This window comes from Vibrio sp. 10N.222.46.A1, from assembly GCF_041473595.1.
GTDB lineage: Bacteria > Pseudomonadota > Gammaproteobacteria > Enterobacterales > Vibrionaceae > Vibrio > Vibrio tasmaniensis_A.
This window is the reverse complement of record NZ_JBFRSN010000368.1, coordinates 1-6,292: the sequence shown is the minus strand read 5'-3', so window position 1 is coordinate 6,292 and position 6,292 is coordinate 1. Positions and strand designations below refer to the sequence as shown.

Sequence of the window (6,292 nt, the reverse complement as noted above, 5' to 3'; positions counted from 1 at the left end):
TCGATAACTTCGTTAGAATTTTTGGTTGTAGAATAACTACTTATCGAAAAATTCTGCCTTGTTCTCAAGCTTTTTTCCTACGCTATGTTTGATCACTTATTTACTGTGATTGGTATTACTCAAGTGAAAGCCGAACAACACAGGTGCCATGTCATCGAAAATGTTTCGTTAAGCGGTTTAAAACAGGTTCTTTAAGCTCTTTCCATCTGTCTATCAAGAGTAGATCGAATAAACGAGCATGAGCCTTTAGCTGCCTTGAAGTGACTCGGTGCACAAGTTAGTAAGTGTAAATACGTTCTTGATAAAATGGGATACATGTTCGCAGCCAATTTGTGAGACGCTTGATCTAGTGTCAGTCGAATCACAAGGAAGTTGAATGCATCACTTTAATATCCGCGCTCTTGAGTATTTAAACGCGTTGTCTAAGTATGGCTCATTGCGTAAGGCATCCAAGATGATGAATGTTGACCCTGCTGCAATGAGCAGAATGCTGACCCAGCTCGAAGCGCAAGCGGAAATGAAAGTATGGGAGCGCAACAACCGCCAATCACTGTTGACTGAGGCGGGTAATGAACTGTTGCATTACTATCGTTCCATTGTTCGTGGAGAGGCTGCAGTGCTTACTCGACTAGCCAAGCTTAAAAACCTCAAAGGAGGCAGTGTCAGTATTGCCATCGGTGAAGGGTTTATTACCAACTTGGTGTCAAAGCCGATGCAAACCTTTATGACCCGTTATCCTGATATCAACCTTTCTATTGAAATTGCTGGGGCATTGGACGCGGTCAAGATGTTGGAAGATCAACAGATAGACTTCGCAATAACCTATGCTTCTGCTCCACATCCTAAGCTGCACTCCCACGTTGAACGTAGTCATCCGCTCGAATTGATTGCTCCGAAGGGGCACTTCCTTACGATGAAAGAAGCGCCAGTGGTAATGCAAGATATTCAAGACGCTTCTCTTGCCTTGATCGATAACTCGACCGGTATGGGGAGGCTGGTAAAGCAGGCTGAACAAATTTCCCACCTTACCTTGCAGCCAAAGCTTCAAACCAATTCGGTGACCGCACTGACTAACTTTGTATCAGCAGGATTGGGCGTCACCTTTATGCCTAAGCTCACTGTGATCGATGAAATAAAGTCAGGACAGATTGAAGTGGTTGCGACCGAGTTGGAGATGCTATCGAAGGCGACGGTTAAGGTTCAATCTTTAAAAGGCCGCGCACTCACGCTACAGGCCGAAACCTTGTTAGATTTCTTACTTGAAAACGCCACTTTCTTGAGTCATGACGCTTACAATATCTAAGAATAGTAGATTTACTTAGCGACTCCTTCTAAGCGTCCAAATACCGCCAATATCACAGTTCCAAACTGCCGAATTCGTTTTTAAGTTGAATTGAGTTTTTGTCAACGCACACTCTATTGATAAGTCAACATACGCGGAATAAGTTACAAATTATTAACGAAACGAGTTTTAGACTGACAGCTGTGTTCGACAGATTTTGGCTTTGTCGGGCATTAGGGGAAGAGAATGGAAGTTATTGTAATTGGTAGCGGTGTTATTGGGTTAACCAGTGCTTGGTACCTGGCGAAAGAAGGTCATACAGTGACGGTTATTGATCGTCAAGATAGCAGTGGCAAGGAAACCAGCTTTGCGAATGCAGGGCAAATTTCTTACGGATATTCTTCACCATGGGCGGCACCGGGGATTCCGTTGAAAGCAATGAAATGGCTTACCCAAGAGCATGCGCCTCTAAAAGTGAAGCCGTCACTTTCTCCTGAATTAGTTGCTTGGGCGACTAAGATGTTGGCCAACTGTAATGAAGCCAAGTACGCCATGAATAAGTCACGCATGTTAAGAGTGGCAAACTTCAGTCGAGAGTGTCTTACTCATCTAAGAACCAGTGAAGATTTAGCTTATGAGGGCAGGCAGAAAGGCACCTTGCAAGTATTCAGAAGCGAGAAGCAACTCGATGCTATTCAGCAGGATATGAAGCTATTAACAGAGAGTGGGATCGAACACTCGCTGTTTGATGTTGACCAGTGTCTGTCAGTGGAGTCGGGTTTAGCGGACGTCAAAGACAAGCTGGTGGGCGGCTTATACTTACCTCATGATGAAACCGGTGATTGCCATCAGTTCTGTTTAACCTTGACTGAGAAAGCCAAGCAACTCGGTGTTAGGTTCGTGTTTGATACTGAAGTGGTAAGTTTGAATCATCAGAATCAAGCCATTGAGACTATTACAACGACTCAAGGCGAGTTTAAAGCGGATGCTTACGTGGTCGCGTCAGGAAGCTATTCTCGAGAACTATTAAAGCAAGTCGACTTGTCTATACCGGTTTACCCAGTGAAAGGATATTCACTAACATTGCCTATCGTGAATGTAGATAAGTCACCGACTTCGACTGTTATGGATGAAACCTACAAGGTCGCGATGACGCGATTTGATGATCGTATTCGTATCGCGGGTACGGCAGAACTCGCTGGTTTTGACTACCTAATCCCAGAAAAACGCAAAGCCACGATTGATATGGTGATAAAAGATCTTTTCCCACAAGCGGGGGACTTTTCTAAGGCTGAATACTGGACTGGGCTAAGACCAATGACGCCAGATGGCACGCCTATCATCGGCAAGACGCCTATCAAAAATTTATTTACCAATACAGGTCATGGAACATTAGGTTGGACAATGGCATGTGGCTCAGGAAAGATCTTAGCAAGCATAGTCAGTGGCTCTGCCTGTGATATTAAATCTGATGACTTAAGTATCCATCGTTATTTGTAACAACATGATGTAGTGATGGTGAAAGTAACCCCATTCTAAGTTTTAGAATGGGGTTGTTTTTTCTGGGTGGGTATCGAAAGTTATCTGGTGGTGGTTTCTAGTACATGGGTAAATCTATCCCACGATTTCTGGTCAGCTTCTTGTTGATAGTTGTTTGAGCCGAATACGGTAAAGGCATGTGGCGCACCACTGTAGGTGATCATTTCATGCGGAACCTTGCTTGATTCAAGTTGAGCTGCGAGGCTTCCAAAGTCGTGCATTGAGATCATGGCGTCTGCTGTACCATGGAACACGACAACTGGAGCTTTTGTCTCAGAGTAGTCTTGTCCTTTAGGTGTCGATAAACCGCCATGGAAGGTGACATAAGCTTTCGATGGGATGCCAGCACGAGCGGCTTCTAAAACGGCTGCGCCACCAAAACAGTAACCCATTATCACGTTGTTATCTAAGTTACCACCAAGCCTTTTCGCTTCCATCGCTCCCGCATTAAGTAGTGCCCGCATTTTTTCTCTGTCTTTATACAACTCGCCTGTGTGTTGTTTTTTGTCTTTCACTTCGGTAGGGCGAATGCCTTTACCAAATAGGTCGATGGCGAACACGTTGTAACCGAGTTCGTTGAGCATCTCAGAACGTTTCTTTTCGTAATCAGTTAAGCCATCCCAATCGTGAATTAGCAGCACCAAAGGCGCTTGGTCACTGGCTTCACTCCAATAACCTTCGTAATCCATACCATCGACTTGGTAAGTGATGTTTTCTCCTGAAATCGCAGAGAAGGGCAGTAAAACTGAAAACAGGCCGAGCGTAGTGATTGTTCGCATGCGTGATTCCTTTCGATGACAATTGATGTTCCAATCGAAAGTATAGATAACGCGATGATTCTCGCCAGATTTCAGTTTATAACTTGAATAGCTAAACTGGAGAATAAAGGAAAAAAATTACCAAGATGTGTTGGTTTTGCTAATGCTCATCTCCGGATACTTCCGCTGATAGCGCGGCAACATCGATTCATTGCCTAAGATGCCGCCTTGATGAATATAGATGATGGTCTTAGTTGGGTTGTCTTGTTGCCACTGTACTAAGCATTGCCACATCAAAGGGTCATAGAGCAGGTCAAACTCAATGTCAGTTTGCTCTTGCAGGTCTAACCAAGTTTGATAATCCTGCTGATACAACTTACCAAAATGGTGTTTGGTTTTGAGCGGTAAAATCTGTGGGTGATCGGATTCGCCAAGTTCATCGAATTGCTGAGTTAAATAGTCATTACCACCTACACACGCACAGGTTAACACCGGGATATTGTGTACTTTTAAATGCTTATGTAGATACAGAGCCGTACTGCCTGTACCAGCGGGTAGTGCCACCACAAAATCGTGTTTGTTTTCGAAGCGCGTCCAGCTGAGTATTTCCATCGCCAGTTGCTTCACGCCATATTCAGAAAGCTGAGAACGTCCACCTTCAGGTAACACAATACAATCGGAACCTGGTTGCCTTATTTGTCCAATATACGCTTGTGGATGAAGCTCAGAGCCTGTTTCTTTGACTGAAATAACCTTAGCCCCAAGATCGATAGCGCCACGGTAGTTGCCGAGTGGGCGTTCTTGTAGCCATTGAGGAAGGTGGTCGACGTAAAACTCAAGCGTCCAGCCTCTGATTTTTGCAAGTGCGGCTAGCGAGAACAAGGAGTTAGCTTGAGCGGACCCATAGCTTATTAGAGTGGTGGTGTTTGGGTGATCGTCTTCCAGTAGCTTCATGAACTTTCTGGCTTTGTTGCCGCAAAAGTGGGAGTGAAGCTTATCGTCTCGCTTTAAGAAAAAGGTGTGATCGTTGTATTGATGCTGAGTTACAGGGCTATTATTTAGTTTCATCGCACTTAGACAAAATGCTGACTCAAGAGCCAGCATTTTTAAATCAAAAAGGACTACTGAGTATCTAGTAGCTAGCGAGCGCTGTAAACCAACTAAATCAAGTTTTCATAGGGTATTGAGCTTCGTATTACGAGTTTGCTTGCTTTAATGTGGATAAGGAGGAATCTGTCTGAAAGGCGATTCTTGCAGTACACCCTCCAGAGTTGCGATTGACCAACTCAAAGTCCCAATGGAATCGCTGGCACAAGTCGTCGACAATCAATAAACCTAATCCATGACCATTCGGATTGTACTGTTCCTGAAGGCCTTCTCCTTGGTCTTCAATTACCAGGTTGTCTTGTGAGAGAGTGATGCTCACTGTGCCACTATTGGTCGCTGCAATCGCATTTCTCAACAAGTTGCCAACCAACATGTTCATGATCGCACTGGTGGCTTGAATTATAGGCTCAGATTGAACGAGTAGGGATATTTCGACTGCTTTCTCATTTGCTTGTAACGTATTTTTGGAAACGATGGTCTCTAATTCTTGCTGGCTAAACAAGCGCAGCGGTGCATCGTCACTATTTCTTTCGTAACGAACTAGGCCAAGCAGGGCATCGACCATCTCAGACATCTGAACAATGGCTTCATCAATGCGTTCAACCTGCCGAGATTGAAACTCGGTTGTTTCGCTTCTCAATAGCAATTTATTCGCACCACGAGCAACGGTTAGTGGTGTTCTTAACTCATGGCTTGAGTATCGAGCAAAGGCTTGTTCACGCTTGACCAAGGAATTGATTTCTCGACGATACTGATTCAGTTGATCGGTTAGCTGACGAAATTCAACTGCCGCATCATCACTCACACCGAACTCTTCGTTGAGATTGAGTTTATTCGACTCAAGTTGCTCAGACAGAGAGTTGAATGGTTCAATCAGTCGTTTTGACAGTCGATAGAGCAGAGCACCAAAACTAAAAATTAAGATAGAAAGTAACGTGAGCACAAAGGCGGTCGCGTACACAAGTTCAGAAATAGCAAATTCAACACGGTCTATTTCGGAAAGTAGGATTATTGGGTGGGTTTTTCCTTTGTCAGAATACTCGCCAACATAGACCATTCTTGACTCTGGCTCTTCGCCGATCTCTCCGAGAAAGCTCTCTTTATTTGCAATGAGCTTATAATATTCGGGAGGTACGAATGACGGGTCGTTATAGGCGACGGTCAGATCATCAATTCTTAACTCACCACTTTCTCCGGCTTGAAATAGCTCGACGGCGTAATTGCGGTCAATCAAGATGCGTCTTTCACCGACCCGGTCTTCAGACATGTAGAGCGCGACAATAAAAACGACATAGACGAACGCAGACACAATCACGGCCATTAGCCCAAAGAAAACAGCTAAGCGGCCGGTGAGGGTTTTAGTGCTTGTCAGAAAGTTGGAAATCAATTAGATGACTCCAAGCGGAATCCTATTTTAGGAACCGTAATCAACATTTGACTGTCAAAAGGCTTGTCGAGTTGATTTCGTAATTGATAGATGTGACTGCGCAGCACATCATTATTGGGTTCATCTTCTTCCCATAATTTGTAGGAGATATCTTCACGAGTCACCACTTCCGGTGCGTTTTGGCAGAGCATCTCAAGTATGGTGTAAGTGGTTGGGTTT

6 protein-coding genes are annotated in these 6,292 nt (G+C 44.4%); 2 read left to right on the top strand and 4 right to left on the bottom strand.

Annotated elements, in window-relative coordinates:
* Window positions 1–376: 376 nt before the first annotated feature.
* Together AB4496_RS11750 and AB4496_RS11745 are read left to right on the top strand one after the other, a co-directional pair.
* The gene (locus AB4496_RS11750; RefSeq protein ID WP_009846409.1) at window positions 377–1,303 is read left to right on the top strand and encodes a LysR family transcriptional regulator; all 927 of its coding nucleotides are present in this window, start codon (window positions 377–379) and stop codon (window positions 1,301–1,303) included.
* Window positions 1,304–1,528: 225 nt separating this feature from the next.
* Entirely contained in the window at window positions 1,529–2,782 is a 1,254-nt protein-coding gene (locus tag AB4496_RS11745) for a D-amino acid dehydrogenase (RefSeq protein ID WP_102257349.1), read from the top strand.
* A gap of 80 nt (window positions 2,783–2,862) precedes the next feature.
* Here AB4496_RS11745 and AB4496_RS11740 read toward each other — a convergent pair whose 3' ends face one another.
* The 4 genes from AB4496_RS11740 to AB4496_RS11725 form a co-directional block, all read right to left on the bottom strand.
* Window positions 2,863–3,600 carry a dienelactone hydrolase family protein gene (locus AB4496_RS11740; protein WP_009846412.1) on the bottom strand — a complete coding sequence of 246 codons (738 nt, stop codon included), beginning with the start codon at window positions 3,598–3,600 and terminating at the stop codon, window positions 2,863–2,865.
* A 117-nt stretch (window positions 3,601–3,717) separates the two neighbouring features.
* The gene (locus AB4496_RS11735; RefSeq protein WP_032555228.1) at window positions 3,718–4,647 is read right to left on the bottom strand and encodes a pyridoxal-phosphate dependent enzyme; all 930 of its coding nucleotides are present in this window, start codon (window positions 4,645–4,647) and stop codon (window positions 3,718–3,720) included.
* 127 nt (window positions 4,648–4,774) lie between these two features.
* Window positions 4,775–6,073: a HAMP domain-containing sensor histidine kinase gene (locus tag AB4496_RS11730; protein ID WP_009846414.1), complete on the bottom strand. Its 1,299-nt coding sequence runs from the start codon at window positions 6,071–6,073 to the stop codon at window positions 4,775–4,777.
* The coding region (locus tag AB4496_RS11725; RefSeq protein ID WP_372131018.1) for a helix-turn-helix domain-containing protein at window positions 6,070–6,292 on the bottom strand (223 nt) is incomplete at its 5' end. The genes AB4496_RS11725 and AB4496_RS11730, both read right to left, overlap by 4 nt.